24 protein-coding genes are annotated in these 25,068 nt (G+C 61.2%); 14 read left to right on the forward strand and 10 right to left on the reverse strand.

Annotation, left to right across the window (positions count from 1 at the left end):
* The first annotated feature begins 35 nt into the window (after nucleotides 1–35).
* Together AC5RV3_RS09030 and AC5RV3_RS09035 are read left to right on the forward strand one after the other, a co-directional pair.
* Nucleotides 36–923 (forward strand): hypothetical protein, encoded by an 888-nt coding sequence (locus AC5RV3_RS09030; RefSeq protein ID WP_494121829.1) that lies wholly within the window; start codon nucleotides 36–38, stop codon nucleotides 921–923.
* Between the two features lie 39 nt (nucleotides 924–962).
* Nucleotides 963–1,163, forward strand: a complete 201-nt coding sequence (locus AC5RV3_RS09035) for a hypothetical protein (RefSeq protein ID WP_494121830.1) — start codon at nucleotides 963–965, stop codon at nucleotides 1,161–1,163.
* Between the two features lie 96 nt (nucleotides 1,164–1,259).
* On the opposite strand, the gene AC5RV3_RS09040 is transcribed toward AC5RV3_RS09035, so the two are convergent.
* Nucleotides 1,260–1,475, reverse strand: coding sequence for a hypothetical protein (locus tag AC5RV3_RS09040; protein ID WP_494121831.1), 216 nt, complete (start codon nucleotides 1,473–1,475; stop codon nucleotides 1,260–1,262).
* 102 nt (nucleotides 1,476–1,577) lie between these two features.
* Nucleotides 1,578–1,805, reverse strand: a complete 228-nt coding sequence (locus AC5RV3_RS09045) for a hypothetical protein (RefSeq protein ID WP_494121832.1) — start codon at nucleotides 1,803–1,805, stop codon at nucleotides 1,578–1,580.
* Nucleotides 1,806–2,125: 320 nt separating this feature from the next.
* Between AC5RV3_RS09045 and AC5RV3_RS09050 the strand changes: the two genes are divergently transcribed.
* The 3 genes from AC5RV3_RS09050 (at nucleotide 2,126) to AC5RV3_RS09060 (ending at nucleotide 3,989) form a co-directional block, all read left to right on the forward strand.
* A complete protein-coding gene (locus AC5RV3_RS09050; RefSeq protein WP_494121833.1) occupies nucleotides 2,126–2,554 on the forward strand; it encodes a hypothetical protein in 429 nt (142 codons plus the stop codon).
* Between the two features lie 30 nt (nucleotides 2,555–2,584).
* Nucleotides 2,585–2,797: a hypothetical protein gene (locus AC5RV3_RS09055; RefSeq protein WP_494106678.1), complete on the forward strand. Its 213-nt coding sequence runs from the start codon at nucleotides 2,585–2,587 to the stop codon at nucleotides 2,795–2,797.
* A 955-nt stretch (nucleotides 2,798–3,752) separates the two neighbouring features.
* Nucleotides 3,753–3,989 carry a type II toxin-antitoxin system Phd/YefM family antitoxin gene (locus AC5RV3_RS09060; protein ID WP_494121834.1) on the forward strand — a complete coding sequence of 79 codons (237 nt, stop codon included), beginning with the start codon at nucleotides 3,753–3,755 and terminating at the stop codon, nucleotides 3,987–3,989.
* A gap of 296 nt (nucleotides 3,990–4,285) precedes the next feature.
* Here the strand turns inward: AC5RV3_RS09060 and AC5RV3_RS09065 are convergent, their stop codons facing one another.
* From AC5RV3_RS09065 to AC5RV3_RS09080, 4 genes are all read right to left on the reverse strand, one after another.
* Nucleotides 4,286–4,726 (reverse strand): DUF6278 family protein, encoded by a 441-nt coding sequence (locus tag AC5RV3_RS09065; protein WP_494121835.1) that lies wholly within the window; start codon nucleotides 4,724–4,726, stop codon nucleotides 4,286–4,288.
* Between the two features lie 78 nt (nucleotides 4,727–4,804).
* Complete coding sequence (locus tag AC5RV3_RS09070; protein WP_494121836.1) at nucleotides 4,805–5,374, reverse strand: hypothetical protein; 570 nt, start codon at nucleotides 5,372–5,374, stop codon at nucleotides 4,805–4,807.
* Between the two features lie 195 nt (nucleotides 5,375–5,569).
* Nucleotides 5,570–6,028: a hypothetical protein gene (locus tag AC5RV3_RS09075; protein WP_494121837.1), complete on the reverse strand. Its 459-nt coding sequence runs from the start codon at nucleotides 6,026–6,028 to the stop codon at nucleotides 5,570–5,572.
* Nucleotides 6,029–6,172: 144 nt separating this feature from the next.
* The gene (locus AC5RV3_RS09080) at nucleotides 6,173–6,475 is read right to left on the reverse strand and encodes a zinc finger domain-containing protein (RefSeq protein WP_494121838.1); all 303 of its coding nucleotides are present in this window, start codon (nucleotides 6,473–6,475) and stop codon (nucleotides 6,173–6,175) included.
* A 729-nt stretch (nucleotides 6,476–7,204) separates the two neighbouring features.
* On the opposite strand from AC5RV3_RS09080, the gene AC5RV3_RS09085 reads away from it, so the two are divergent.
* The 9 genes from AC5RV3_RS09085 (at nucleotide 7,205) to AC5RV3_RS09125 (ending at nucleotide 17,181) form a co-directional block, all read left to right on the forward strand.
* On the forward strand, nucleotides 7,205–8,719 hold the full coding sequence (locus tag AC5RV3_RS09085; protein WP_494121839.1) for a recombinase family protein: 1,515 nt from the start codon (nucleotides 7,205–7,207) through the stop codon (nucleotides 8,717–8,719).
* A 297-nt stretch (nucleotides 8,720–9,016) separates the two neighbouring features.
* Entirely contained in the window at nucleotides 9,017–9,382 is a 366-nt protein-coding gene (locus AC5RV3_RS09090; RefSeq protein WP_494121840.1) for an excisionase family DNA-binding protein, read from the forward strand.
* 272 nt (nucleotides 9,383–9,654) lie between these two features.
* On the forward strand, nucleotides 9,655–12,372 hold the full coding sequence (locus tag AC5RV3_RS09095; protein WP_494121841.1) for a hypothetical protein: 2,718 nt from the start codon (nucleotides 9,655–9,657) through the stop codon (nucleotides 12,370–12,372).
* 81 nt (nucleotides 12,373–12,453) lie between these two features.
* Complete coding sequence (locus tag AC5RV3_RS09100) at nucleotides 12,454–12,765, forward strand: hypothetical protein (RefSeq protein ID WP_494121842.1); 312 nt, start codon at nucleotides 12,454–12,456, stop codon at nucleotides 12,763–12,765.
* Nucleotides 12,762–13,346: a hypothetical protein gene (locus AC5RV3_RS09105; RefSeq protein WP_494121843.1), complete on the forward strand. Its 585-nt coding sequence runs from the start codon at nucleotides 12,762–12,764 to the stop codon at nucleotides 13,344–13,346. The genes AC5RV3_RS09100 and AC5RV3_RS09105 overlap by 4 nt, the downstream gene beginning before the upstream one ends.
* On the forward strand, nucleotides 13,343–14,650 hold the full coding sequence (locus AC5RV3_RS09110; RefSeq protein ID WP_494121844.1) for a relaxase/mobilization nuclease domain-containing protein: 1,308 nt from the start codon (nucleotides 13,343–13,345) through the stop codon (nucleotides 14,648–14,650). The genes AC5RV3_RS09105 and AC5RV3_RS09110 overlap by 4 nt, the downstream gene beginning before the upstream one ends.
* Nucleotides 14,604–15,137 (forward strand): hypothetical protein, encoded by a 534-nt coding sequence (locus AC5RV3_RS09115; RefSeq protein ID WP_494121845.1) that lies wholly within the window; start codon nucleotides 14,604–14,606, stop codon nucleotides 15,135–15,137. Before AC5RV3_RS09110 ends, AC5RV3_RS09115 begins: the two co-directional genes overlap by 47 nt.
* Nucleotides 15,134–15,718 carry a recombinase family protein gene (locus AC5RV3_RS09120; RefSeq protein ID WP_494121846.1) on the forward strand — a complete coding sequence of 195 codons (585 nt, stop codon included), beginning with the start codon at nucleotides 15,134–15,136 and terminating at the stop codon, nucleotides 15,716–15,718. Before AC5RV3_RS09115 ends, AC5RV3_RS09120 begins: the two co-directional genes overlap by 4 nt.
* A 260-nt stretch (nucleotides 15,719–15,978) precedes the next feature.
* Nucleotides 15,979–17,181 (forward strand): hypothetical protein, encoded by a 1,203-nt coding sequence (locus tag AC5RV3_RS09125; protein WP_494121847.1) that lies wholly within the window; start codon nucleotides 15,979–15,981, stop codon nucleotides 17,179–17,181.
* A gap of 381 nt (nucleotides 17,182–17,562) precedes the next feature.
* Here the strand turns inward: AC5RV3_RS09125 and AC5RV3_RS09130 are convergent, their stop codons facing one another.
* The 4 genes from AC5RV3_RS09130 to AC5RV3_RS09145 are packed head-to-tail and all read right to left on the reverse strand — an operon-like array spanning nucleotide 17,563 to nucleotide 25,058.
* Entirely contained in the window at nucleotides 17,563–18,300 is a 738-nt protein-coding gene (locus tag AC5RV3_RS09130) for a M48 family metallopeptidase (protein ID WP_494121848.1), read from the reverse strand.
* On the reverse strand, nucleotides 18,287–21,388 hold the full coding sequence (locus AC5RV3_RS09135; protein ID WP_494121849.1) for a type I restriction endonuclease subunit R: 3,102 nt from the start codon (nucleotides 21,386–21,388) through the stop codon (nucleotides 18,287–18,289). The genes AC5RV3_RS09130 and AC5RV3_RS09135 overlap by 14 nt, the downstream gene beginning before the upstream one ends.
* On the reverse strand, nucleotides 21,385–22,611 hold the full coding sequence (locus AC5RV3_RS09140; RefSeq protein WP_494121850.1) for a restriction endonuclease subunit S: 1,227 nt from the start codon (nucleotides 22,609–22,611) through the stop codon (nucleotides 21,385–21,387). The genes AC5RV3_RS09135 and AC5RV3_RS09140 overlap by 4 nt, the downstream gene beginning before the upstream one ends.
* Nucleotides 22,608–25,058, reverse strand: a complete 2,451-nt coding sequence (locus AC5RV3_RS09145) for a type I restriction-modification system subunit M (protein WP_494121851.1) — start codon at nucleotides 25,056–25,058, stop codon at nucleotides 22,608–22,610. Before AC5RV3_RS09145 ends, AC5RV3_RS09140 begins: the two co-directional genes overlap by 4 nt.
* Nucleotides 25,059–25,068 lie beyond the last annotated feature (10 nt).

The raw sequence follows: 25,068 nt of genomic DNA on the forward strand, positions 1-25,068 counted from the left end.
AGGGAAAAATGGATCATGCCTGCCAAACTTGGGACATGGAATATCCGGAAGACGGGGGAAGTATCGAAGATGACCCCGCGTGGGCAGCGATGTTTGAGGAGTTCGGCTTCGTCACAGCCCCGGAGGGCTTCGAGGACGAGGACGAAACTCCCGACCCGCTGATCGTGGAGCACGGGGTGCTGCCCCCGAACGCCCGCGAACACCTGCTGAACTTCGAGGACGGGCGCGTGGTCATCGACTACCCGCCCGACGACCAGCCAGGGCTTGAGGTACTCGCCCCGGTTTTCGATGTCGTCCGGACCGTCCAAGCCAGTCTCGGGGTGACCGACTTCTCGCTGCTGGACGAGATCCCGCACTTGGAAGGGCTGGACATCGACGACAAGATCAAAATTGCGCCCACCCGGCAGGAATGGCCCGAATTCCGCTACTATCACGGCCCTTGGCAGCCGGAAGCTGCACCCTTCGTCGCCGCTCCCCGTCTGGACTCGCTGCTGCTGCGGGGCGCTACTCAGGATGCCCTGGACCTGATCCGGGGACCGTTGTCCTGGCTCGGCCTTCAGCGGCTGAAACTGGACGACGGTTCCCCCGGCTGGCCGCACCCGGCCGAGGTCGTCTACATCGACACCACCCGTCGGGTCGATGTCAGCCGCATCCACCAACTGGCCTCGGCCGAGAAGCTTATCTTCGAGGGCATTGGCGAGGTCTCCGGCCTCGATGTCGTCTCCACCGAACACCCGTTGCGGGAACTCGTGTTGCGCGACGTGCGCAGCCTGGGCGCGACCACCAATCCGTGGCTGATCCAAGCCGAGACGATCACCGTCGAGGGTCGGCCCAACGTGATGAAGTGGGTCAACGAAGCCCTGCTGCGCCGGCCTGACGGCTGGGACCAGCGCTGGGAATTCGACAGGGCCTGGGTGCGATAGGCGGTGTCCCAACCAAGCTGAGGGTGCAAGGATGTGGTCATGCAGCAGCAGCCACTGATGCTCCTCATCATTGGCGTGATCCTGAATATGGGATCAGCTATTTCCATTTTTGCCATTGCACGGCCACGGCGGGAAGGGGAACCGTTAGGGCCTCAGCGGAAAGCACTGCTTTCCCTGGGTTTGGTCGGTGCGCTCTGCATCGTCTGTGCGGCTGGTCTTTTCGTTGCTGGCGATCGTTGACCAAATCTCGATCGTCGTCTTGCAAAGACCGGCGTTGGCGGGGACGCGGGCGGACCGCCACCTTTGTGGCAAGGAAGGCGACTGTGCCGGCCCAGCTCAGCTCTTCGGATCTTCCTCCGTGGAAGGTCGCTTCCGGCCCTTAATGAGCTCCTCGCGGTACTTGTCGACTTCCCGCGCCTTCTTATTGCCGAAGTATCCGCCGATCCAGGGCCCCAGCCCTGCACCCAGGCCGAGGATCGAGTATTCCCATCCGAAAATGGCCCCCACCACAACAGCGACACCGATTCCGATGGCAACGAAAACAAGGATCATTTTCCCCGTCACGCTCTTTTTCTCTTGCACGCTAACCCCCATATGTTCAGCTTGCCGAACGAACACTTCTGGACTGATTCGGCCGCGTCTCAGGGTAAGAGACTAGCGCCGGTTTCTTTCGGTGCGGCTCTTGGCTATGCGCGAGGCCACCAACATGAGTCCGGCGGCGACAAAAAATCCTGACGAAATGAGCAGGCTCACGAGAAGGGACTCACCGTTCGCCAGGCGCAGCACAGCGGTAGCAATACCGCCGACCATCCAAATAACAGCCAAGAGCAGCGCTTGTTTTTGCGTCAAAGCGCCGAACCTGCCGACCGGCTCTTTCCCCATGCGGGTAGCCTAGCCCCAATCAATCCATGTCCCGATGGATGCAGGAGGAACAGTGCGCACATTCCGTTGGATTCTCGCCACAGGCGCGGTGGTCGTCCTCGTGTGGTCTCTGATCCTCGCAGTCCAGGGCAGCGTGGGGTTATGGGGCACAGCGGTCGGTATGGTCTTCCTGTTGATTTCTCTAGCTGCTTTTGCTCAGGCAGATCGTAAGAGGGAGAAGTAAGCGAGGAGTGGTGTTGCACCCACCCCATTGGGAATGCGCACATCATCAGGCGCCGCTCCGCTGGCGCTAGACGACCCCATCGAGTTTGATGTGACGCATGGGGATCCCGATTTATGTTCCGGTTCTGTTGGCCGCTGGTGCTGTCGTCAGCGTGGGATTGGTGATGTTTCTGGGCCGCCGGACTCGCATAACGAACGAAGCCTCGCGCAGCAAAGGGGTATCGGTGAGAGGGGCATCGGCAGTCGGTTCTTTCGATTGGCACGGCGATCACGATGCTCTTCGCCATAAGATCTTCACGATTGCCGAGAGCCATGCGAAATACGTCAAGGTCCAGACCCAGCATTCAATGATCAAGGTATACATCCGGCCCAATATCTGGACCTGGGGAGAAGTCATCTCAATTCGCCTGCCCGAGAACACGCCTGCACGTATTGACGCGCAGTGCTCACCGCGCATGGAAACGACGGTCTATGACTACGGTCAGTGCGGCAAGGACCTGGCTGAATTCATCGAACGCGTGAAGTGACCAGAGGCGGAGCGATGGGAGTATGGGCCCATGCATCCCGAAGCGCTGATCCTTCTCATCGTCGGCCTGGTACTGGTTGGGATCTCATCCGTCTTCGCCATTGCACATCCCCGACGAGAAGGGGAGCCGTTCGGGCCGCAACGAAAGATGATGCTCGCCCTGTGCCTTACCGGAGGCCTGTGCATTGCGGCGTTCGCCATCATCTTCTTGATAGCTCTAACGGTTTGGAAGACGCCAGCGTGACGGAAGAAGCTATTGGACGGTCGGGATTGCTCGTCACCTCGAAAGAGGCTTGGTCCAGTGACAGGTCATATGACGCGAACGTGCGAGTCGTACTCTCCCTCGGATCCCCACAGGTTATTTCGTCAGTGTCCTGCAAAAGGAGAGTCCCGGCGCTGAGACAAGTCAGCTCCACGTAAATGTGGGTAGCTTCCGCGGGCGGAGCACCAAGCTCGATAGTCTGCGTGCCCGTGAATGTGCCGAAGACCGGATCTGCGACTGCTGTAGCAGTACTGCCCGGGAAGCCAGTCGGTGACCCGCTTCCAGCCACCGCATCCTTTTCGGCCCCGCATCCCGAGAGCAGGGCGGCCAAGAGCAGTCCCGCAGCTGCTAGAGCCGGCACTAGTCGTTGCTTCATGCGCTGAAGCTAACAGTCTGGCTAAGAAATCAGCCTCAGATTGAGCAGTTTGTTATTGGAGCGTTGTCCAGTTTTCGGAAAGTACGGGAAGGGCGGTCGGCCGAAGGGTCGCCACTGACCTAACCAGCTGGGGCAGCTTGCTCTGGAGAACCTTGGCAGTGAGTCCGGGCGTTCTACTCCGGGGTCATCGCAAGCGTCGATCCCGAGATCACCATCGACTTTGAGTTCGCAGGATAGAGGACCGCAGCGTCCCGTCCTCGTTTTCGCCGAGTTATTGGGACTTATTCATTTTTTCCTATAAGTGGCTATAACTGCCTATAAGTGGCAATAGTTGGGCAGGAACTGTCTCAACGCGGTACTAGGTTGGCTGACGATGACGGGTTGAAACGGCGCTGTCCTCCGGGGTGGATGCTGATTTTTCCGGGAAATGATCTCGACCACCATGTGCCGCCGTTAGGCCACGGCGTCTGGCGCTTCGCTATCTGAAATACCAATTCGATGCTTGCGCAGAACGTAGCAGAGGCCTACCAGTAACATGTCTCGTAGGAACAGGAGGCAGCTATGGCCGTCACGGCGAGCGAAGCCAGGCGCGACCTTGACCATCTCATTGAACGAGTCAACCTCGACCGCATCGCAGTTGAGATCGTGTCGAAGGGTGGGTCCGCGGTGTTGATGTCGAAAGGTGAGTACGACTCGTTGGTGGAAACGAGCTACCTGCTGGCGTCACCCAGGAACGCGCACCGTCTCATGAAGTCTCTGGAGTCCGCCCGCGACGTCGAGACCGAGCGCAAGCGCTGATAAGGCCGTGGTTTACGATTTCCGGCCCACACTGCGCCTGACTGGGCTCACGTCCCGGGCTGCAGACGAAGTCGGGATGAACGGCGTAAACCACGACCTCCCGCCCCGGTGCCAAGCTGTCTGCCCAGGACAACACCTCGCGGACGTCGGCGGCGCCAGTAAGCAAATATTCGTCCGAGATGGTGGCGCCCTCGTCCCCGTCCGTAGCGCCGGTTTGTCCCTGAAGTCGACCCGGTAAGCCGGACTGTTGATCTCTTCGGAAGCGTGTCGGGGGTCAACACTGCGCGCCTCCATTACTACCGTCGTTCTTTAGGGCGCTCGAGGACACGGCGGTACAGCTCCACGAAGTCCGGAGCGTCTGCTTCCCGGCGTGCTCTGCCGGCGGCCAGCACATCCAAATCAAGCCCCGGGCCCAAGGCGATGAAGGGGTAGCCGTTGTTCAGGATGCGCCAGCCAGCCGACGGGATCCGGGCCACCAGCAGGTCTCCGAGGAACAGCGAGGCGCCGGTAGCCGCCTTGCCCGCATAGCGTGACTTAGCCATCCAGGTCCCTAACCTGGCCTCGACGTAGCCAAGGCCGTCTTCGTTCAACTGCACCTCGTCCGCTTCGGGCATCGAATTCCGCCACATGCCCGTGACGATGCTAGTCGCGTCATCCGGCGGGTCCTCTGGTCCAAGGAAGACTGCAAAGCCGTGGGCGGGTCCGGTACCTGACGGAGTCGTGAAGAATTCTTCCATCCGATCAAGCTAGCGGGCGGGGCGCCGATCAACCAGCGGGACGCCCGCGATGATCGTCAGGCCTTTAGAGGCTACTGCCTACTCGTGCTCCTTGTTTACGTCCGGCCGGATTGCGGGGGCATCATCGGCATGGCGGAACTGCCTAACGAGCGGCGGCAGGGTCATCTCGGACAGGAGCTTTACCCTCCGCGAGGTTTCGCGTCCCAGCTTTTGATCGAGAGTGACCTTCAGCCGGGCTGCCAAGATTTCACGACGAAGAGTAGAAAGCACCTGTTCCCTGTTAGCCGGGTCGTACGCACTGTGATACGTCCTTGCCGTGTGGCGGACTGACGCCGACTTACCGGCTTCAGGGGCGTCAGAAATGCGCGGCGGCGCGTCCGTTGAGTCCGAGGGGCTTGTCACCGCTCTGACGTCCGCGATCAGTTGGTCGATGGCTTCGTCTTGCATCCCCGTGGACGATATTTGCCAGACTGCATCCAGCATCGCCTTCTCCTCGGATACTGCCATCTCGCTCTTCGCCAGAGCGCCGAGCATTTTGAGGCCGTAGTCGTTCATCCTGACGTTCCCCGAGACTGTGGCCTCCAGTGCCCACTGGGTGCGCGTCCACCATTCAGAACTGGCGACCAAATCTATCTTCCTCTCCGGCATTCGGTTCGTGTGCATCAGCGGGGCCGTTGACGTCCCCTGGTGTTGCCGGCGCGAGAAGAAGATAATGACACCTGCCAAAAGTGCCGCGCAGACGCCGGCGGCTATACATAGCGCCCACGACTCCGAGTCTGCCGACGTCACGTCCTGCGGGACGGCAAAAATTCCAGTTGACTAGGCCCGATATTCGATTCTTCATCACCTGACCGCCTTCGTGTCCGTGCCGATTGCCTCGTCCAAAATTTTCAATATCGCACTCAGCGTTCCTGGGGCCACCTGACCCAGTGCCCTGGCAGCGAAATCGCGTACTTCATAAAGTCTCTTGGTCCGCAGCTGTGGAAGCAGGACTTCGACCTGTTCCGGAAGCTTGCTGCCTTCTTGGAGGAGGTACTCCGGATTCACGTCGAAGACAGCGGCGATGGCGCGCAGGCACTCGTCCGGAACAACCTGGACCTTGCCGTTCTTGAGCAGCGACCACCGGCTGCGGGAGATGAAGTAGCCGGTCTCCTGCCGCGCAGAGTCCCGGATAGTCGTGTACTCAAACGGCTGGCCCGACGCGGTTCTGATCGTGTCGAGAAGCAAGTTGATCTTCCGGGCAAGCGTCTCCGCTCGTCGTAATGCCGCCGCCCCGTCCGGCGGAAGATCCAATACGTTCACTTGTTGCTCCAAGCCGTTCCTTTGCAAAACGCTCTCAAGGCCGCCAACCCTTGTGTTCTTCCTTGCTGAGCCTGCATCACTGTCTAGCGAGCAACGCCCGAAGCGGTCTGGGCGGTCTGCCGGAGAGAGGTCCCTGAAGGTCCTCTACTTGGCAGAAAACCGGCTTAACGGATTTACCAATTTTCTTCGCGCGGAATGTGGGTCGTAGAGAGGGTTGCCCGAGGGAGTAACACACTTCGCCCCGGGCAGTGCTCCACACTTAGTACACACATATGTCTGGGCCGCCCGCGCCATTAATCCGTAGAGATTAGGAACCACGTGAAGACTCCTCCGTGCCTGCTGCCACTCGGCGCGGATTTGCGTTTCTTTAGATGTCGAAATGGCGCCAGGTGTCCTGGTGGACGCGCTCGATTTGACTACCTTGGATGTGCGACGCTTCTTAGACATATAAGAAACCTCTGAGATGAAGTTGGTACACACCAACGACGCTGACGGAAGAGAAGTCCGATTCTTTGTACACGACAGATCACTCTACAGATCCCCCCGACGCCTGTGTCGACAAGTAGGCGTTTCTCGCCGTAAATAAACTAGGTCCTCGAAGCAGTTTTTTCCTCATTTATGAGTGAAAACGGTATTCCGAAAAAGCAAATGGTAAGTGGGACGTTCTGCTGGTAAACCAGCGGAATCGTCACGAAAAGCACTCTTGTGCCCGATATCACAGTTTTCCTCTCTAGCTTGGGCGTGTCGCAGGTCGTGCGTACATCAGCTACGCATCGTCCCGGAGTCTGGTGAGCGCTTCCTCGAAGGCGCCGGGATACCGAGCTATTGGACAGAGGCTCCGCTCTCTCAGACGACCCTCGCCATGTAGCCGACAACGAACGTTTGTCACGTTGAAAGTGGATCGGTCCGGCATCAGTCAAATGAAGAGAATGCGCTGGCTGTACCCTCCTAGCCCTTCCTCGACCATTTCTGGCCCATTGCTGGCCACTTTTTGGCCTCAAAGAAGACGTGCGTTGGATTTAGTTTTGGCAGACGGTTCGCAAACCCATGATTGGCCTCATATCGGGCTCATAGCGGGTGGAATTTGGCCCTCAAAGGGCCCAAAGGTTTATGCTTTCGAAACCGACAGCTTTTTGCCTGATCCGAAAATGCCGGCGAGTGTCGTAAATTGGTTATATGAGCTCCGAACAGCGCCGCGCGGCCATCTACCTGCGCATCTCCCAGGACCGCGAGAACACACGTCTTGGTGTGGACAGGCACCGCGAGGACGCCGAAGCACTCATCGCGGCCCGACGGTGGAGACTCGTTGGCGTCTACGAGGACAACGACATCTCCGGCAAGGGACACAAGAAGAGACCGGCCTTTGAACGGCTCCTCAAGGACATCGAGTCACGTCTCATCGACGTCGTCGTCGCCCAGGAGTGGCCGCGCCTCGAACGCAACCGCGCAGACGGCGTGCGGATCATCGAGGCGGCTCAGCGCAATCATGTCCTGCTGACCTTCGCCAAGGGCTCGGACATTGACTGCACTACTGCGGCCGGCCGACTGTCCGCCGACATGTTTTCGGCGATCGCCCGCAACGAAATAGAGGTCAAGGCAGAACGCCAATCGCGGGCACAACGACAGCGCGCCCAGCAGGGAAGAACCCCGAAGGGAGTACGCCCTCTCGGCTACGCCAAAAACGGCGACGTTATCGAACACGAGGCGGAGGCTGTCAAAAAGATCTACGCCGCATTCTCCTCAGGTGCGTCGCTGCGTGCAATCGCAGCGGCTTTGTCCGGCGATGAGGGACAGGATCTCCCTGTTCTTCCAACTCTCCCCCGGCATAACCGGACCCTGATCATCGAGCGCAATGCGCGCCGCACGGAAGAAGGTCTCGAACCCCGCCCTGTTCCGGACGATGCCCCTTGGGCACCGTCGACTGTCTTGGGTATTCTGCGCAACCCGCGCTACGCCGGATATAGCACGTACACGCCGAAAGAAGTACTCGCCAATGGCGACCGGCGGCGATCGTGGCGGGCCCAGATCCTGCGTGACGATCACGGCGAGCCGATCCTGGGCAAGTGGGAGCGCATCGTAAACCTGAGTATGTGGGAGGCAGTACAAGATCGACTGGACGATCCGGCGCGCGTCACGAACCGGGTGGGAACCGACAGGAAACACCTCGGCTCAGGCCTCTATCGGTGCGGGGTCTGCGACAAGCCGGTGAAGACGCACGGGCAGCGGTATCGATGTGCGGGCCACATAGTGCGTTCACGGGAGCAGATCGATGATGTCGTTGTCGAGGCCGTCCGACGGCGACTCGCGCTGCCAGAGTTCCACGATTTGCTGCCAACTGCCGACGAGCCGCGCCTACGCGAGATCAAAGAGGAGATCGAAGAGCACCGGGCCAAGATTCACAGGGCGCAGCGCGACTACGACGACGCGCTCATCGAAGGTTTCGATCTCAAGCGTATTCGCGACCGTGAGAACGCCGCGATTGACGCCTTGGAAGTTGAGCGTTTGAGGCTCTCGTTGGGGAGTTCGCACACCAGTGTGCTGGGTGCACCGGATCCAGTAGCCGCATTCGATACTGCCGATCTTGCCAACCGCCGGAGGTCCATCGAGATTCTCTGCGAGGTGCGACTCTACCCGCATCCGCGCGGAGTCAAGGAGTTCAACCTCGATTCGGTAGCCGTCACGTGGCGGTGAGTCGCTAATTGACACACGACTCACCGCCTTTGACACATCGTTCAGAATTGTCGCGAATAAGCGCTACAGTGGTGATTGTCTGACCACCCGGTCAGATTCACCCGACGGAACAACGGGGATGGGATCCCTCCGTCGAAACATTTCCCACGCTCCAGGCGAGTGCGATCACCAGCGCATGATGAGCCTGTGAGTCAAGTCTGGTGAGGTCGGATCGGCCGGAAGCGATCCTGGCAGGGTAGAGCGCGGTAGCGTCCTGCGAGAGGTACAGGTGTTCACTCCTCACGAGAGGAGCGGGCCTTGCCTGCTACTACCCTTGCTCCCCCTGCATGCCTGACGCTTCTCGGGCCGATCGAGCACGCACCACTGACCGTCATTGCTCCCCCTGTGCGCTTGGCGCTCCAGGAAGCTGTTGCACGCGGCTTCGGAGGGTATTCAACCCTGCGCAAAAAGATCGCCTCCGGGGAACTCCCCGCCGAACGCGTCGGACGGCGCTACCTGATCCTTGAGTCCGACCTCGAGTCCATGGTCGCACCCGTCGTAGGCCGACCCACTGAGCACGCCGCAATAAGCGCTGCGATCGACCGTCTCGTCGCCTCAGCGCCGCGGCTCTCTCGGGAACAGCGCGAATGCCTCGCCGGCGTCCTCGGCGGAGGTGCAGCATGAGCGCCCAGGTGCCCGCGGGATGGTCCGCTCACGAGATCGAGGACTGCGGCGCCCGCTTCCAGGTGCTCGTGCGGCGCTCCCCACGCGGGTGCGTCTACGCCGCTAACACGTCCCCGAAGACGGCCCTGACCGCTCAGAACCGCTCAATTGCTCCGGGTAGTTTGAAAGTGCCCGGCGCAATTGAGCGCACGGGAGCGGATGACTCCCCCGGAAATCCGGGGTTTTCATCACGGGGTCATAAGACCCCTATGGGCCCCCAAAGCTCCGGGGCTGTGACCCCGTCGCCTGCGCCGTCCGTCGCGGGCGCCATGCCGGGAGCCCCGACTGCGTTTGGTGACCTGCCCTCGGTGCAGGCGATGGGAACCGGCCGCGCCGGAATCGTCGTCGGTTTCGACACGGAATTCACGACCGCCGGCACGGGCGCGCGCGTCATCGACTCGTACCAATTCGCTGTATCGCACCCTCTCGACCCGGCGCTCATGGTTGAGATCGTGATCTTGCCTCTCGATCAGGGTCGCATCAGTCTGCACACGGCGTTGTGGGAAGTCGTGGTCGCCGCCCGGCTCTGGCTCTCTCCGCTCGTCCCTGACGGAGTGGATGACCGCGGCGTGCGCCGCGACCTGGTCCTCGCCCAGCCACCCAACGCCGCCGCCAGGGATGCGGCGCTTGCATGGGCTGCGGATGCCTACGACTGGGAGGCCCGTGCGGCGGCTCTCGCCCCATGGCGGGTGCCGATCGTACTCGCCTGTCACTATGGCTCCGCCGACCTTACGACCTTCCGTGGTGGCGCGTACGTCACCGACCACCTCACCCGGCTGACTGCTGCTGCCGGCGGCCTCGTCACGCTCCTGCCCTTCCGGCTCCAGCACGGCGACGGCGAGGGTGACTGGTGGCGTCCGCTGTCCGTGACCGTCCGGGACCTGATGGCCCAGGCCCCTGCGGGGCAGAAAACCCTGTCGGCTCTCGGTGCAGCGTGCGGCACTCCTAAGCGGGAGGTCCCGGACGGGTGGATCTCCGATATGACGGGCTACCGCGCCGCGCACCTGGACGATTTCCTCGAGTACGGCATCAACGACGCCGTCATCGTCGTCGAATACCTTGCACGGCTCTGGGGTGACGGCATCACGCCGCCGATCACTTTGAGCGGTGGTGCGGCCTCTGCACTCGTCTCTGCCGGATGCGAGTATTTCGATGTCTCGACGTCTCGCGACTTCCGACTCGAGTTCGCCGGACTTATCCAGGACGACGGTGTCGTGATCATGGACGAGGATGACCGTCCAAGCTGGTGCGGCAAGCATTCGCGTCGCCCGCTCGACGGTGCGGCCGATCAGCTCTCCTCCGCCTACGCCAAGGCCTACCACGGCGGGCTCAACGCGTGCAGTGCACCGGGCTACTACCCGAACCCGACTGTCGACATCGATGCTCAGAACGCCTACCCCACCGCCATGTCGCTCGTCCAAGATCTCGACTGGGAGGCCGGGGTTATCGGAGCCGTCGTCCACGAACGACAGCTCACTCTCGCGGACGTGCCGGAGCCGACGACTCCGTTCGTCGGCTTCGTATCCTTTGAATTCCCCACGGGCGTCGCCTTTCCCAGTCTGCCGATCGTTGCCGATAACACGCTCATTTACCCGCGAACGAGCGATGGTATTGCCGGTACCTGGGCCTGCGGTCCAGAACTGTGGCTCGCACTCACGCTCGGCGCCGAAGTCTTCTGCCAGATCGGATTCACTGCACGGACGGTCACCCGCGCGGACGGCACTCCGTCACGGGTCCTGCGTCATGGAGTGAGGCAGCTCATCGACGACCGCAATACCGCCAAGCTCAACTTCGGGAAAGGGTCCATTGAAGAGCAGACCCTAAAGACGGGGGTGAACTCGGTCTATGGCAAGACCGCGCAGGACGTCGCCGAGCAGCGTGCATGGAACGCCCACGAACAGCAGATGGACAGCGTCGGTGGCTCCGCGATCACCAGCCCCTACCACGCGGCGACGTCGACGAGCCTCGTCCGGGCTCAGCTGATCGCGACAATGAACCAGATCACCGAACACGGCGGTCAGGTCTACAGCGTCACAACCGACGGGTTCATCACCGACATGACCGTTACCGATGTCAACAACCTCGACCTGTATGGCCTCGCCGCGCATCTGCATGAAGCCCGCACTGCACTCACCGGTGACCCGACCATCTGGGAAGCCAAGCACGAACAGGACGACCTTGTTAACTTCACGACGCGCGGCAACGTCTCGCTCTCGCCGAACGGGGTCTGCGCCCATAACGGAATCAAACGTCCCGCCGGCATCGAAGAGGACAGCCCCGAAGACCGTGAGCACCTGCTGACGTTGGTCGTCACCCGTACTGGTCGTGTCGACAACGAGTACAAGCGGTTCCCCAGCTTCAGCGAACTCTCGCGCAAGGACGATCGCAAGGACTTCCTGCCGTCGTGGGTGTCTGCTCCCAGATCGATGGATTTCGACCTCAAGCGCCGCCCTGTAATGAGCTCGATGACCGCCGCCTTGGTGCCGCTGCCCGACGGCTCCACTCATGAGATGGCGACATTCACGACCGAGCCGTGGGACACCGTGGAGGAGGGCCTGCGTGCTCGAGAGATCGCTCGCGAGATGTCTAAGACCGGCTGCCTGCGCACCGTCAATGAGTGGGGTGCATGGCATCTCAAGTTCACCCACGGCAAGGGCCGCCGGATCGTCACTGCTCAACGTTCTGTGCTCATGAGCATCGTCATGGCCCATCGCCATGGCATCGTAAAAATCCCCACACTGACGGACCGTTCAAGGACGGTCACTGACAAGCTCGCCTGGCTCGCGCAGTGGGGATTGGGTGCGGTCACTGAGGGCGACTGGAAGAACGCCCGCCGCCCGGAGCGCACCTCTCAGATGCTCCCCCTTGACGCTCTGGACCCTTACCTCGGCCGTATGCTCGCGATGCCCGCCGGCGCCAGCCCCAGCGACGCTGACCGCAAGCCGTATTGACCAAGACCCGGACCACCCAGCGTGGTCGCCGCCATCGCGGGATCGGCTCCGCACATCACCTTGAACGAAAGGTCGCCAAACATGACGAATACAATTACCACCCACCTCGAAGCTGAGATCGCGAAGGCGAAGAAGCAGGCTGCGGACCGTATCGCGAAACTCAAGCGCGAGGCTGCTGCCGAACAGAAGAAGATCGATGCGAAGGTTGTCGATCTGCTCCGCGATCGGCAGCACGACCTGTATGAGGGACTTGTCAGGGACGCCGTGGATGCTCTCGCAGCTGGCAAAGCAAAGAGCTCGAAGGGTGTCCGCCGCGGTGCCCCGACCAACTCTTCGGAGCCGTGGCCGGCGAGCAACGACGCCGGTGGCGCGTACGGGGAGGATGCACGATGAACGACGAGTTCAACACTCCCTCCCGGGGGATCGAAGGGGGCGCAGCCCCCTCGCAAGCAGTACCGGAAGACACGAGCGCCAGCGATATGTCTGACGGTGCTACTGCTTGCCACTCTGACGTACAGGTGGAACAGCGCCCCGACACCTCAAGCAACGCCGGTCGGGATGCTGTGGAAGCTGTGCGGCAGAGCCACGGCGCGAAGCGTCGTGTAAGTCGAGCGAAGCTCGACGTGGACTTCGGCCACATTACCCTTCCTGCGGTGCGCGCTCGCGCGGACCGCCTCGGGCTTCAGCCCGGCATGTGGGTGAAGGCCGTCGTCCGGGACGCGCTCCATTCATCGCGGACGGAAGAGCTCGACGCTGCCATCGCAGCAGCCTTGGTCGGCGGCGAGCAGCGGGCTCAGGTATCGGCAGACGTGCGGGCATTGGCGGCGCAGATCCGTCCGCTGGCGATCAATATCAACGATCTTGACCGTCGTGCCCGTGCAGGTGAGCCGGTGTCGCTCGGCGTTCCCGTGCCCGAGCTGATCGATCTGCTCCGCCAGGTACGTGAACTGTTGGGTGATCGGAGGGCCAGGTGAGCACCACACACTACAGCCCGAGTAACAGTGCTGCCGACACTGAGCGGTACGTCAGGGGCAAGGATGACTCCCGCGGTGTGGCGATCACGTGCGACGTGCCCGGCCCGCCGGGCACGTTCGCCGCCCGGGCTCGTGCCCTGACGCAGAACACCCGCCGTGAAGTGGAGGTCCTGCATTACCGGCAGTCGTTCAGAGACGAGGATCTCAACCGGAAGGATGCCGACCAGGTGCAGCGCGCCAACGACCTGGGGTATCTGCTGGGGAAGAAGATGCATCCAAACGCGGATGTTCTCGTGGTCACGCATACCGACGGCCGCGGCGGGAAGGTGCACAACCACATCATCGTGATCAACCACGACAATTCGACCGGCAAGGCGCTCTCGGACTACCGGACGTTCCACGACCGGAAGGCAGGTGACCAGCGCGGTGTGCAGTCGGCCAATGACGAACTGATGGTCGAGCACGGACTCTCGGTGGTCAAGCGCATCGAGCATCAACCGAAGGACTGGGAGCTGCGCCGCGAGGACTTCGCAGAAGGCTCTCTCGACCGCCAGATGGGCGACCGCATGATGGCCGCTCTCGAAGACCCCCGTTCGACGAGCAAAGCGGCACTCATCGCAGTGCTCGACGAGCAGAACCAGTTGCCTAGTGATGACGGCGGGCTCGTGCCGCAGATGCGGCTGCACACCTCGGTCGCTAAGAAGGGCAAGCGCGTAGGTCAAGAGACCTGGACGCTCTACATCGAAGACCAACGCGGCGAGACTGGCCGTGCCGAGCGGCGCAAACGTACCTCGGTGCTCTCGGCGGACTTCACACCGGAGGGCGCACAAGCGTTTTTCGACTACCACCAGCAGAACCAGATTCAGAAGGAGCAGGACGATGAGCGCAGCGCTCGAACGGATGAAGCAGCGCGATGCGCAGCAGGCGCGGCCCGAGGCGCCGCCGGAGACGATGATGGAGGTATTGATCTCGATCCGCACCGCCGTCGAGGCGCAGGACAGCCGTCTCGCGGGATTAGCGGAGCGGCAGCAGAAGCTCGCCTCGTACGTGAAGGTCATGGACGAGGAAACGAGCAAGCAGATCGAAGGCATGGAGCAACGGCTCCGGCAATCGATCACGCCGGCATCCGTGCCCGCACCCAGCGGCTCCTCGACGAGCGAGAGCATGAGGAACGAACTGCACGAGATCGGGCAGACGCTGAGCTCACTCGCAAGAGCGCTCGACGGGAAGCAGATAGCCGACGCAGTTTCGTCGCTGATGTCCGCGAAGACACAGATCGAGAAGACGACGGCATGGAACTCTGAACAGGCCAACGAGTTCACGAAGAAGTACGGGCAGGCTCTCAACGCTGCCGGACGGGCGATCATCACTACGGCGGATCAGGCCGTCACGGCGATCAGGGAGTCGGCTTCCGCAGCTGCTGGCGCGGCGACGCACCAGATCGATGCTGCCATCGAACGCGTCGATGCTGGCAGGGAAAGTGCAGAGCGCGTCGTGGAGGTTGCCGAGCGCCTCCAAAAGCCCTTGGGATGGGCTGCGGCAGCCCGGATGGGACTCGCTCTGCTCCCTGTTGCCGTGGTGCTGCTCCTGGGCGTGCAAAGCGTCTGGGCCCTCGTGGTCGGTGTCCGGTGGGCGTTGGCTCAGGACTGGGCGCTGTGGCTGAACATCACTGCCGGGATCGGCCTCGCCGGTCTCGTCACCGGTGCCGGGTTCGGATTGTGGCGACTGACTGTATGGGTGAAGGCTGCTCTCGACGAGGCAACGATGCGATTGGGGAGGAACAGACGATGAAGTACGGCTACACCCGCACGTCGACGAAGGACAAGCAGGACGACGACCTCCAGCGCCGGGCACTCATCGATACCGGCGTCGGTGCGAAGCAGATCTTCTCCGACCAGGTCTCCGGCTCCAAGGAAGCCAAATCCCGATCGGGATGGACGAACCTCGACGGACGGCTCCGCGAAGGTGATGAACTCGTCGTCTGGCGCATCGACCGCATTGGCCGGTCGATGATCGACGTCATCACGACAGTGAAGGATCTCGTCGACCGCGGTGTGAAGATCAGATCTCTTTCCGATGGCATCACTCCCGAGACCCGAGAAGGTCGGCTCATGCTCAGCCTCATGGCGACCTTCGCGGAGTACGAGCGCGAACTCATTCAGGAACGTGTCCAGGCCGGCGTCGATGCCGCTAAGGCCCGAGGCGTGAAGTTTGGCCGTCCGGCCCCGGACGCCGAGAAGGTCGCGCGGAACCTCCGGACGGTGAAGTACCTCATCGATGCCGAGGGACTTGGAGTCGTCGATGCCGCCCGGACCGTCGGGTGGTCGAAGGCAACCTACTATCGGCACCGTTCGACAGCCGTAGTCTCGTAAACCCCAACCCGAGGCTGAAACTTCTGAGACAACATTCCGAGACTCGTTCACCGGCGCTCTGCCGGTGAACAAGTCTCGTCTCATTTTGGAGATGTTTTCGAGACAACGGCACTCCCCGCCTCAGCGCTGAACTGTGCTCAAGAGGGCCGCTGAGGGATCGTCATTACGGTCGTCCGCTGACTGACCGGGCTTCAGCTCGAGTTCGACCACATCGAGCAACTGCTCGATGTGCACGCCTGGTGATTTGCTTGAATGTAACCATGCCCGATGAGACCCACGCTGCTCCGCTCGCACCGCTGTACTTCTTTCGCGCCAAAGGGGCGAACCGGATTAGCCATATGGGCGCCTCTCGCATCTCAGAGGCGTTCGAAAAGGACGCCGCTCCGACCGTGGGAGCGATCTGCGTAGCCGTACAGACTGGCTACGACGACTTCGATGATCCAGATGATGAAGGTCTGGCCGAGGGCGACTTCATCGTTGCCCTCGCGGTTGTCCGTGGGATCGCGGGAGTAGCAAGCGGTGTGGTGAGAGCGACACTCACTCCCATTCACCGCCTGCCTGCTCCTGTCCCGCTCGGTCCTTTGCGAAATGAGTCCATCGAACTCGGTGACGTTCCGGCCACCTTCCATTCGCGAGGACTCGACCTCAGAACTGCCTCAGCTCTGATCGCCTACCTCAAGAGCCTCGATCCCTCTGTCGCAATCTGGCTGGAGCAGGTGCTCGGTGAACCGCGTACGTTCCCGTCACAGGTTGAGCAATCCCGGGTGGAGGCGAAGGACGCAGTACAACTCGCGGCTCAGCTAGCGGAGATCGAACTTCCAGCAGATGCCTTCGTGGCGCCGCCGGCAGAGACCGAGGACGAGACACTGCTCCAAACGCTGCTCAACGCGGGGTACGAGCTGGACCTCGAAGAGGAGCTTCTCCCGCTCGACCTCCAGCGCTTCGACGGGAAACTGGTTGGCGAGCAGCGCGCCGCGAGCGTCACCGTGTTCACGGATAAATGGGATCAGAAGAAGCTGGTCGTCATGTCCGTCAACAAGAAGCCGATTGAGCTGGAGCTCGGGGTCGACCTTCTCTACTGGGACCAAATTCACGATTCATTCACCTTCATTCAGTACAAGCGGCTTGAAAAGGTCACCTCGCACCGACCGTCCGGCGGCTCGGAATGGGCCTACTTGAGGAAAGGGGAGATCGAAAAGCAGCTCAAGCTGATGCCGATTGGAAAAGGTTCACCGGCGGCGGCTGCCGATTGGCGCGCTTTCGGAACGCCGTTCTGGTTTAAGTTTGTTCGCGGCGATGCGGGAAGCGTGCTCGACGGCAAGACCCTCAAAGGGATGCACGTCCCCGCTGACTGGTTGCGACTTGCGATGGAAGAAGACACGTTCAAGCTGGTCCAAGGGGCGGATTTCGTGTCACGTACCACAATGCCAAGTACCTCGGGCGAACGGCATTCACGCAGCTGATCTCCAGGGGATTTGTCGGCACCGCGGGAGCACGATCCAAGGCATTCAAGAAGGTTCTGCGATCAAAGGATCGCGAACTGATCATCGCGGTGCGGAAGGAATGGCACCTGACAGGCGCGTCCGGAGAGGCCGGCGGTGCCCGAGTGCATACCACGCCTCCCGAATTTCCCTTCTAGGGAACTGGCCTCATCTAGTCCGCAGAGCCGAATTGACCGTCGAGAGGGCCGGGCCGATAGGGGCCTGTCTAGATGTATTGACCACGGACGTTAGGGACGCCCGGCATACCATGGCCACGCCGTCCTGACCCCGAAAGGCCGGCTCCGGCTGGCCCGCTGCGTCGTGGAGTTGCGCCGTCCCTAGCAGCGCCGCCGAATCGCCGCATCACGCCCGCTCGACTTCGCCCCACTCCTCGTGGCCGAGCGGCGCTTCGTTCAGCTCGTCTCGACGTGCTCGCCAGTCGGGAAGGACTTGGTCCATCAAGGCCACGAACTTCTCACCGTGCCCGCGTTCGAGCAGGTGTGCGAGCTCGTGGACGACGATGTACTCCAGGCATCGCGGGTCCTTCTTCGCCAACTCGGGATTGAGCCAAATCGCGCGTGACGTGGTGACACAGGTGCCCCACTTGGTCTTCATCCGGCGCACGACGAATTTGTCCGCCTGAACCCCTAGGATCGGCTGCCACTTCTCCAGCAGGGCGGCCGCGCCGGCCTTCAGCTCACGCCGGTACCAACGATCGAGTGCCTTGAACCGCCCGGCGGCGTCGGTTCCGGGTGGAGTGATCACCCAGAGCGTATTGCCCTTAATCTCGACACCGTACGCACCGCTCGACTTGGAGACATCGAGAAGATACCGCTGCCCCCACACGTAGTGGGTCTCCCCCGAAACCATCTTGCGTTCTGTCTGCCTGTCCGCGTTCTGGAGCTGCTCCCGCTGACGCTTGATCCACGAGAGCCGCTGTACGACCGCGAGCCGGATCGCGTCCTCAGTTGTCCGCTGCGGTGCAGCGACCCGCACCCGACCCACCGGTGGGTAAACCGAGATATGCATGTTCTTGATGTCCTTGTAAACGACATCGACACCGAGTCCCGCGACGGTCAGATAGCCGCTAGCGGTACTCATCGTTGTTCTTCAACAGTTCGATGAACTCCGCCAGGCAGTCCTCTTCGATGCCGGCGAGCTCCTTCCGCAGCTCACGAGCGAGCGCACGTTCCTTCATCTTGCCGGCGCCGGCGATGGCCCAGCCGTGCTCCTTGCTCGACTGGATCCGGAGATGCAACGCCTCGTAGTCGACGGCCAGATCCACCGGCCGCCACGCGAAGTCCACGATCGCCCGACGCGCAGGCGTGCTCGCCCATTCCGGATAGGTCCTGCCGTCTGCTGCTTCTCGGGTGCCGACCTTCTTCGTCAGCTCGATAAGTTTGCGTAGGTAGTCCGCGTAGCCCTCGGCGTCTTCCTTCTGCTTCTCGATGAGAGCGTCGAGGAGTTCGGACATATGGTCGTAGTAGCGCGGGTTCATCGCGTGCTCGTCCACGATGGTCTTGCGGACATTGTTGATGATCGTCTCCGCAGTGGCCGCGCTGCTGCCCCTGATTCCTGGGGGCAGCGTGTCGACCGCGTCCGTCCCGCGCTCAACGATGAGCTCGACCAGGGTCTTCTTTAGGTCGGCGACCTGTTCGACGGGCTTGGCGTTGATATAGGTGTCGAGCAGTTGGCGCATCCCGGCCTCGTACTGCTTCATGTCGATGTTCTCGCCGGCTCCGGCCTCGACCTCGCTCTTGACGGCGGCGTAGTGGGCGACCTCGTCCTTAATCGACGCGATCTCAGCACCCGTGTAGCCGACGGCTTCCATGTCGCTTGCGACGGCTCCGAAGGCCCGTACGAGAGTGGCAACGGACTTGTAGAGCAGGACGCGTTTGGGTTCGTTGTCCTTGATTTGGTCGGCTTCGCCGGGCGTGGACGCGACGAAGTAGTGCTGGTATTCGAGCGTTCCCTTCGGCGGTGCGACCGGCTCGCACAGAGCGCGGACGGCATCGAGAGCCTCGTCTAGATCCTTGCGATCTTGCTCGTTGCGGTCACTGATCAGCCCGTCGACATCATCAGTCTCGTACTCGCCGAAGGCCTCGGAGGTGTAGTCGGTGACGGTCTTGTCGAGTGACTTGAACAGGTCACGGTAGTCGACGATGTACCCGTAGTTTTTGTCGTCACCGTCGAGACGGTTGACGCGGCAGATCGCTTGGAAGAGGCCATGGTCGCGCATCTTCTTGTCGATGTACAGGTACGTCGCACTCGGCGCGTCGAAGCCGGTCAAGAGCTTGTCCACCACGATGAGGAGCCGCATCTGGCCGGGCTCTTTAAGGAACTTCTTCTTGACATCGGCCTCGAACTCTTCGACGCGGCCGATGGCCTTGTCGGGGTGCTCGCCGAAGTAATCGGCAAGCATCTGTCGGTAGATCTCGTACTTGCGGAGCTCTTCTGTGTCGCCCTCGCCCGCGTCTTCCTTGGATATCGCGGTCGGGTTGGGCTTGTAGCTGGTGACGATCGCGACCTTGTCCTTGAAGCCGCTCTTCACGAAGGCCTCGTAGAACGTGCAGGCCTGGTAGACCGAGTCGCTCACCAACATGGCGTTGCCCCGCCCGCTGAGCAACCGCGGCTGCGTCTCCATGTCAATGAGGATGTCTTGGACGATCTGCGCCGAGCGGGGTGCAGAAGAGAAGACCTTCTGCATGGTGCCCCACTTCTGCTTCAGTCGAGCCTTGGATAAATCGGTGAGATTACGCGTCTTGGCGTCAAACCACTTGTCGACCGCAGCAGAGCCCTGGAGCTCCTGCTCCACCTTGCGGGCCTCGTACTTCAGATCGAGTACGACGCCATCGCGGACGGCCTCGTCGAACTTGTAGCTGTGGATGAACGACCCGAAGGTTTCGATACTGGTCTTTTTATCACTCTTCAGCAGCGGCGTGCCGGTGAAGCCGATGAACATCGCCCCGGGTAGCAGGTCCTTCATGATGCGGTGCATCTTACCGCTCTGGGTGCGGTGGGCCTCATCCACAAATACGAAGATGTTGCCCTTGGCGCTGAACCCACCGGGGATGTTCGTCTTGAGTTCCTTCGCGAAGTCCTCGGCATCCTTGTCGCGCGCTTCGTCGTCGGTGCCGCGGAACTTGTGTACCAGGGAGCACATGAGCGGCGGGTTGGATGAGTTGAGCATCGCAATCATGTCCGCGCCCGACTGGGTACGGACGATCTTCTCGCCGACCCCGAAGAAACCGTCCTCGATCTGTTCGTCCAGCTCGGTGCGGTCGGTAATCACCAGGACGCGGGCATCATGCTGGGTCTCCAGGATCCACTTAGCAAGCCACACCATCGTCAAGCTCTTCCCCGAGCCCTGGGTGTGCCAGATGATGCCTCCCTCACGCTTGGCTATCCGATCCTGCGCGGCGCGGACGCCGAAGTACTGGTTGTGGCGCGGGGACTTCTTGACGCCCGCATCGTAGACGATGAAGTCGTGGATGATCTCCAGGAAGCGCTCCTTAGAGCACATCTGGATGATCGCGAGGTCGAGGTCAGCATTCTCGCCTTCTTCCTTCCATCGCAACCAGTACTTCTCCGGGGTCTCGATCACCCCGTAATGCAGCCCCTCGACATCGTTGCCCGCGAACAGCAGTTGGATGGTCGTGAAGAACGGGCGGACGAAGTCATGCCGCTGGTTGCCGATGTTCTGACGGACGCCGCTGGCGACGCTTACCGTCGAGCGCTTCAACTCGACCACACCGAGCGCGATCCCGTTCACATAGAGCACGAGGTCGGGTCGCTTCGTGTGCTCGCCCTTGACCGTGACCTCTTCGGCCACGACGAAGTCGTTCTTCGCCGGGTTGGCCCAGTCGATCAGGTGGACTGACTGGGTGGTCTCCCCGACGTCGGTCTTGACCTTCGCGCCGTACCGGAGCAACTCGTAGACCTTGCGGTTCTGGTCGTACAACGAAGAGCCGCCGCCGAACGCTGTGGCGGTCAGGAGCTGCTGTGTCGCTCGAGAGACCAGAGCCTCGTCGTACCCACGACCGAGCAGGTAAGCGCGGAGCTTCGCCTCGTCGACGTTGCGGTTGTCCTGATCCTTCAGGTTCCCGCCGTAGGCGTAACCAAGCTTGTCCTGGAAGAGCTGGACGACCCGGCGTTGTGTCTCGCGCTCCTTCTGACCGACCGCGCTCATGCTTCCTCCGTCACTGGCAAACGTGTCCGGCCCGTCAACAGCTCCTGCATCATCCCAACCTTCACGGCACGAGCAGATTCAAGCCGACGCTCCAATGCTTCGATCTCAGCGTCAGCATTCTGCAAGACCTCGGCGATAGCAAGCTGTTCATCCAGCGGTGGAAGTTCGGGCGCAAGGTCGACCAGCTTCGACTTTGCGATATTGTAGCGTGTTGCACCTTGTGCTAATGCGGACACCGCCGCACGACCCGCGCTTGAGCGGAAGTAGTGGGCCAGATACAGCGGGTCGATTCGGTGTCGATGGTTCAACCGAAACCCGAAGCAGAAGCTATTCAGGAAAACACCGCCTGATGTTTCGAAGTCAACAGCGGCAGCCAGGGCTACTTCCCCGGGAGTTTCGGAGGATCCATTGAAGATAACGTCCCCACGATTGATGCGATTTTGACGCTCGCCCTTCCTCAGTCGAACTCGTTCAAGGCGAGTGCCTCGAAGACGTGGTCCCGACATGACCTCCATGAACGTCACAAACTGGGCTGAACCGGTCCCGAAGTCATCCTTGTCCTTGCCAATTAGACCCCCGTATGTGGACCCAACGTCACGCAATCGGACTGGGTCCCAAACCCCAGTAAAGCCCGGCAGCCTGGTGCGGCCGGTAAGGAGCTCCTGCATCACGCCCTGCTTGACATCGCGCTTCTTCACAATCAGTTTTTCCAGCGCCTGGATGAGGTCATCCGCATCGCTAAGCACATCACCAATTGCACGTTGTTCAGAACGGGGCGGCACGGGCAGTTCATACCCAGCCAATGCCTCACGGTTGACCTTGGGAATCCCGCTGCGCATCGATTCACCGACCGCGAAGTTGGTGAATCCTCGTCCGAGCAACAAGTTGACGACGTATCGTCCGTCAACTCCATCGCGAGGCTTCAGGGGATACATGTCCGCACTGCACAAGGCGGGAAATTGGGCGCGATGCGCCTTCATCAGATACGGACGAATCTTGCTGTAGATCACGTCTCCAGGGTCAACGATGTACTTCCCGCTGATTGCTCCCTGCTCATGCGCAGAACGGACCGCAAGTAGGCGACCGGTTCCTACTTCAATGTGATCCGGTGCGATGAGTGGCATGTCTCGGTACTGCGGCTGCTTTGGATCAACTTGGCCACTGCGTATTGTCACCAGATCGAGAAGACGCTGGGTATTCCAGCCTTCAGGTACCACTGTCATGCCTCAATCCCCATGGACTCAAGGTGCGAAACGACGTTCGCGCTCAGGAGTTCGACAGAGGCATCCAGCGCGTCGAGCGTCTTCTCGTATCGTTTAGCGAGCACATCGAGACGTGCGACCAGAATCTGTCCGAGTGCTGTCATCTCGCCATTTATCCGCTGCTGAAGGGTTGTGCCCCACTTGGCCTCGATGACGAGGTCTTGCACCTCAGCATCGGTGAGCACCCTGTACTTGGCGAGGGCCTCCTCGTTGAGCACAGCTGCCGCCTCTTTGACGGTCTGCTTGGCCTTGTCTTCGGCTCGATACAGTGCGCCGATTTTCGTGAGCGCCTCGATCTCGTCGGGGTCGCCACCGAGACGTTTGAGTTCCTTGAGGTAGTCGGCCGCAGCCTTCTTCGGAAGTTTGCCTTCTTCGTCGGCAGCATCGAAGAGAAGGCCTCCCTCGAGGGCGTGCTCCTCGAGGTACTCAGCAATCGCGAGGGTCGCTTCGTCGCGGACCTCGACGAGGCGGTCGACCTCGGCCTGCTCAGTCGCGAAGTAGCGAGCGATCACGTACTGAGGCGGGAGGACGTCCATCACCCAGCGCTGTGCCTTGGCACCGGTGCCGAAGATGATGTGTGCGTCTTCGTACTTGGGCTTATTGTTCTTGTCTTTCCAGGTGCGTGCGGCGCGCGGCTGCACGGCCTGTGTCCAGCCTTCGCTGACGATTAGCGACACGTCGTCGTGCATGACGTCATTCCAGTAGTTCATGAGCTGCTCGTAGACGCCGTACTCGTCGATCAGCGGTCGTGGACGGAACGCATCCAGGAGCGCCTCGGAGATGTCGTGGATAAGGTCAGCGGGTTTGGTGTCCGGTTCGATTCTTGCGAGCGTACCGCGTTTGCTCGCCCACCACTGCCGCACTGTGTTCGCGGTGTCGTGATCGAAAGCCTTGTACTCGCCGGAGCCGGTGACGGTTGACCGGATCGCGCTCGGTTCGACTTTCAACTCCGAGTAGCCGTCGCGCAGCGGCGCGAAGAGTTCGCTACGGAGGTTCGGAAAAGCGTCCCAGTAGGGCTGGAGTTCCTCGAGGTCACGGTTCGGGATGCCACCGAGCAAGTGGCCGCGGAGGTCTTGGACGTCCTCTGGCTCAGAGGCGTCGATGTAGCGCGGGATGTTGAGGTTGTAGTCGTTCTTCGTATCCGCGACCTCGCTGATCGGTACCATCCGGGAGTAACGAGCGATCTCTCTGCCGCCGGTGTAGGCGTCCACGATCTTGTGCATGTCGCGCGGGCGCAGCCGGTTCTTGGGTCCGTCCTTGGCGAAGCCCTTGCTCGCGTCGATCATGAATATGCCGGTTCTCGCGTGGGCGTCTTCCTTATCGAGCACGATCAGGCAGGCGGGGATGCCGGTGCCGTAGAAGAGGTTCGCGGGCAGGCCGATGATCGCCTTGATGTAGCCCCGCTTGACGAGCTCGGTGCGGATCCTCGCCTCGGAGTTCCCACGGAACAGCACTCCGTGCGGGAGGACGACGACGCCCTTGCCTCGTTGTCGCAACGACTTGACCATGTGCAGGAGGAACGCGTAGTCGCCGTTCTTGTCGGGAGGGGTGTCGAATCCGTCGAAGCGACCGTAGGAGTAGTCGAAACCATTGGTCCAGGTTTTAACCGAAAACGGCGGGTTGGCGACCAGGTAATCGAACGTCTGAAGTTTGCCGTTGTTAGTGAACTTCGGGTTGGCCAGAGTATTGCCCTGGCGTAGGTCGTGGGTCTCGTTGCCGTGGAGGATCATGTTCATCCGCGCGAGCGCCCAGGTGGCGTTGTCATTCTCCTGGCCGTAGATGGTCAGCCCGTTCGGTGCGGCGTCGGCGACCTTGATCAGGAGCGATCCTGAGCCGCAAGTCGGGTCGTACACGGTCGCGGACTTCGGGGTGTTTGTTGGGATCTGGAGCAGCTGCGCCATAACGCGGGAGACCTCGGCCGGGGTATAGAACTGACCCTTACTCTTGCCGGACTGAGTGGCGAAGTGCCGCATGAGGTACTCGTAGGCGTCACCCAGGAGGTCGTCCCCTTCCGCTTTGGAGCCGGTGAAGTCCATGTCCTGGAAGATGCCGATCAGGTTCGAGACCTTGTCTTGCAGCTCCCTGCCGGAGCCCAGCTTGGCGGGGTCGTCGAAGTCGGCGTTGTTGATGACGCCCAACAGATCGTTTTCTTCGGCGAGACGTCGGATTGCAATGTTGACCTTCTCCCCCACGTCGGGCTTCTGTTTGAGCGAGATCAGGTAGTCGAAGGAGCCGTCGTCGGGGACGTAGATGAGTGCTGACTTGTCTGCCTTCGCCTTGTCGGAGACGTACTTCACGAACAACAGCGTGAGGACGTAGTCCTTGTACTGGCTGGCGTCCATCGATCCGCGCAACTCGTCAGCGCTACTCCACAGCGAGGAATACAGATCGGATTTCTTCAGCGCCACAACTCACTCT

Source organism: Arthrobacter sp. Y3221114 (assembly GCF_059092625.1).